The sequence below is a fragment of the Mesorhizobium sp. M7A.F.Ca.US.006.04.2.1 genome, from assembly GCF_004022915.1.
Taxonomy (GTDB): domain Bacteria; phylum Pseudomonadota; class Alphaproteobacteria; order Rhizobiales; family Rhizobiaceae; genus Mesorhizobium; species Mesorhizobium ciceri.
This window is the reverse complement of record NZ_RZQA01000798.1, coordinates 1-2996: the sequence shown is the minus strand read 5'-3', so window position 1 is coordinate 2996 and position 2996 is coordinate 1. Positions and strand designations below refer to the sequence as shown.

The window sequence follows — 2996 nt, the reverse complement described above, 5'->3', positions numbered from 1 at the left end:
GTCCTATTCCACCCTTCTGGTTGCCTATGGCGACCGGCTCGACCAGCCGATGATTTTCGACCCCGCCGCCGGGGTTTCGGCAACGTCCAGCGTGTCCGATTACGCCGCCAGTTCGATCGGCTGGTTCGAGGGCGTGCGCCAGCAGGCTTCGACCGCCTCCGACGCCAAGGAAGCGCTGGCGTCGCGCAGCGCCGAGGCGCTGTCCAACGCGACCGGGGTCAATGTCGACCAGGAAATGTCGCTGCTGCTCGACCTCGAACACACCTACCAGGCGTCGGCCCGGATGATGAAAACCGTCGACGACATGATGACGGCCTTGCTCAACGCGGTGGGATAATTCCATGACTTCAGTCTCCTCGGCCGCAATCTCCAATGCCATGCGCTCCCAGCAGATGCGCATGCAGGCCGAACTCGTCAAAGCCACGAAAGAATCCTCGACGGGCAGGGTCGCCGACGTCGGCCTGGCTCTCGGCGGGCGCACCACCCAGGCCGTCACTTTCCAGCGCGATCTTGACCGGCTCAACGTCATCATCGATTCCAACGGCCTGGTCGGCGCCCGGCTCTCCTCGACGCAGACCTCGCTTGGTCAACTCTCGACCGCCGCTCAGACGTTCCTGTCCGCCCTGACCACCGCCTCCTCAAGCGACTCGTCCAACAGCCTCACCCAATCCTCCGGCAAGGCGACCATCCAGCAGCTGACCTCGATCCTCAACACCAGCGTCAATGGCGAATACCTGTTCGCCGGCACCAACACCGACGTCAAGCCAATCAACGACTTCACAGCTGCCGGCTCCCCCGCCAAGGCGGCATTCGACGCCGCTTTCGTCGCCAATTTCGGCTTCACCCAGGATGATCCGCTCGCGGCCGACATCACGGCTGCCCAGATGGACGATTTCATCACCAATGATGTCGCCCCGCAGTTCACGGGCGCTGGTTGGCAGGGCAACTGGTCGAACGCCACCGACCAGCAGATCGTCAGCCGCATCGCACTCAACGAAACCACACCGACGTCGACCAGCGCCAACAGCGCCGGCATCCAGAAGCTCGCAATGGCGGCAGCCATGGTCAGCAGCCTGATGTCCAGCAACGTCAGCCAGGCGGCGAAGAATACGGTTGTCAGCCGCTCCACCACATTGGTTGGCGAAGCGCTGAGCGGCATTGGCCAGCTTCAATCCGAGACCGGCATCGTCCAGAAGCGGGTTTCCGATGCCAACGATCGGATGAAAACGCAGGTCGACCTTTTCGAACGGCACATTCTCGACCTGGAAGCCGTCGATCCGGCCGAAGCCGCGACACGGGTCGCGGACCTGACACAGCACATCGAAACGTCTTTCGCGTTGACCGCACGCCTGCAGCAGCTCAGCCTGTTGAATTACCTGACCTGACAACGCTTAACGGAACGGTAGAGCCCCAACGATGTACCAATTCTCCTACGCCGACATCCAGAGCAACTCCGTTGCCGACGCGAAGGACCGCGAGCGCGAGCTTCTGACCCGCTCGATCGACATGCTGGCGGCAGCAGCAGTGGCCGGCCACGGTTCGATGGAGGCGATAGAGGCGCTTCACTTCACCAACCGCGTCTGGACCGCCTTCGTCGAGGATCTTGGCTCCAGCGACAACGCCCTGCCAAAGGAACTGCGCGCCAACCTCATTTCCATCGGCCTGTGGCTGCTGCGCGAGGCGGAGGACATCCGTCAGGGCCGCACCAACAATTTCGAAGGGCTGATCGAGGTGTCCCAGATCATCAGGGACGGCATTCAATGACCAACACGCTGAAGATATCGCTGAAGCCGAACGAAAAGATCTATATCAACGGCGCCGTCATCCGGGTCGACCGCAAGGTCACCGTCGAATTGATGAACGACGTCCAGTTCCTGCTCGAAAACCACGTGATCCAGGCCGAAGATGCCTCGACACCGCTCAAGCAGCTTTATTTCATCCTGCAGGTCATGCTGATGAACCCGGCCGGCGCCGCCGCCGCACGCGAGATGTTCCGTCGTTCGCTGCCGCTGCTTCTGGCAAGCTTCGAGGACGGCCAGATCTGCAGCGCGCTGAAACAGATCGACCGCATGGTCGGCGAGGACCATATCTACGAAGCGCTGAAGGCGATCCGCGCACTTTATCCGCTCGAACGCCGCGCGCTGGGTGGCAATGACGATATTTCGGGTGCCGAGCGCCCGTTGGCTGTGGGAGCACGATACTGATGAACGTGGACATGACGACGACGATTCCGACCGGCGCCAATCAGGCCACCGCGTCCACCTCGAAGACAGCGGTCGACTACCAGTCCTTCCTGAAGCTTCTGATCGCCGAGATGAAGAACCAGGATCCGACCAAGCCGATGGATTCGACGCAGTATGTCGCCCAGCTCGCCACCTTCTCGCAGGTCGAGCAATCGGTGCAGACCAACACCAAGCTCAACCAGATCATGCAGTCCTCGGCGCTGTCGCAGGCCGACGCACTGATCGGACGCTCGATAACCTCCGCCGACGGCCTAACGACGGGCACCGTGGCTTCGGTGCGCCTCGCCAGCAACGGTCTCATCGCCGTGCTGCAGAACGGCACCGAAGTCGCGGTCGGTCCGGGAGTTTCGGTCAAGGCGGCAAGCTGACGCTTTCGACAGAGAGCCAGTCCCATGAATGAGGCCGACGCTCTCGACATCGTCCAGTACGCGGTATGGACGGTGCTCGTCGCGTCCGCTCCGGTGGTGCTGGTCGCCATGGTGGTCGGCATCGGCATCGCCCTCATCCAGGCGCTGACCCAGGTGCAGGAAATCACCTTGACCTTCGTGCCGAAGATCGTCGCCATCATGCTGGTGGTGGCGCTGACCGGCCCCTTCATCGGCAGCCAGATATCGGCCTTCACCAACGTCATCTTCGAGCGCATCCAGAACGGGTTCTAACCTGTTTTGGGAAGGCGTGCCGCGGCATGCCGTCGTAATTGTCCGAAGACAGACGCCGCCGATCCCCTTGGCGCCTCCGCACGCACGGCAGACA

6 protein-coding genes are annotated in these 2996 nt (G+C 62.1%); all 6 read left to right on the top strand.

All coding sequences use genetic code 11. The annotated features are described in order from the left end of the window. Positions 1 to 337: flagellar basal body rod C-terminal domain-containing protein (locus EN925_RS30240; protein WP_281040671.1), on the top strand; the 337-nt coding region annotated here is incomplete at its 5' end. A gap of 4 nt (positions 338 to 341) precedes the next feature. Further along, complete coding sequence (locus tag EN925_RS30235; protein ID WP_127369442.1) at positions 342 to 1385, top strand: flagellar hook-associated family protein; 1044 nt, start codon at positions 342 to 344, stop codon at positions 1383 to 1385. Positions 1386 to 1416: 31 nt separating this feature from the next. Further along, positions 1417 to 1764 carry a flagellar biosynthesis regulator FlaF gene (flaF, locus tag EN925_RS30230; RefSeq protein WP_013529776.1) on the top strand — a complete coding sequence of 116 codons (348 nt, stop codon included), beginning with the start codon at positions 1417 to 1419 and terminating at the stop codon, positions 1762 to 1764. Beyond that, entirely contained in the window at positions 1761 to 2204 is a 444-nt protein-coding gene (gene flbT / locus EN925_RS30225; RefSeq protein WP_064995636.1) for a flagellar biosynthesis repressor FlbT, read from the top strand. Before flaF ends, flbT begins: the two co-directional genes overlap by 4 nt. Beyond that, positions 2204 to 2611 (top strand): flagellar hook assembly protein FlgD, encoded by a 408-nt coding sequence (flgD, locus tag EN925_RS30220; RefSeq protein ID WP_013529774.1) that lies wholly within the window; start codon positions 2204 to 2206, stop codon positions 2609 to 2611. The genes flbT and flgD overlap by 1 nt, the downstream gene beginning before the upstream one ends. A gap of 24 nt (positions 2612 to 2635) precedes the next feature. After that, entirely contained in the window at positions 2636 to 2902 is a 267-nt protein-coding gene (fliQ, locus tag EN925_RS30215; RefSeq protein ID WP_013529773.1) for a flagellar biosynthesis protein FliQ, read from the top strand. Positions 2903 to 2996: the final 94 nt, after the last annotated feature.

What these genes read in the sequence shown, in the direction of transcription:
- EN925_RS30235 (WP_127369442.1), top strand. Translation starts at nt 342, where the DNA reads ATGACTTCAGTCTCCTCGGCCGCAATCTCCAATGCCATGCGCTCCCAG.
- flaF (WP_013529776.1), top strand. Translation starts at nt 1,417, where the DNA reads ATGTACCAATTCTCCTACGCCGACATCCAGAGCAACTCCGTTGCCGAC.
- flbT (WP_064995636.1), top strand. Translation starts at nt 1,761, where the DNA reads ATGACCAACACGCTGAAGATATCGCTGAAGCCGAACGAAAAGATCTAT.
- flgD (WP_013529774.1), top strand. Translation starts at nt 2,204, where the DNA reads ATGAACGTGGACATGACGACGACGATTCCGACCGGCGCCAATCAGGCC.
- fliQ (WP_013529773.1), top strand. Translation starts at nt 2,636, where the DNA reads ATGAATGAGGCCGACGCTCTCGACATCGTCCAGTACGCGGTATGGACG.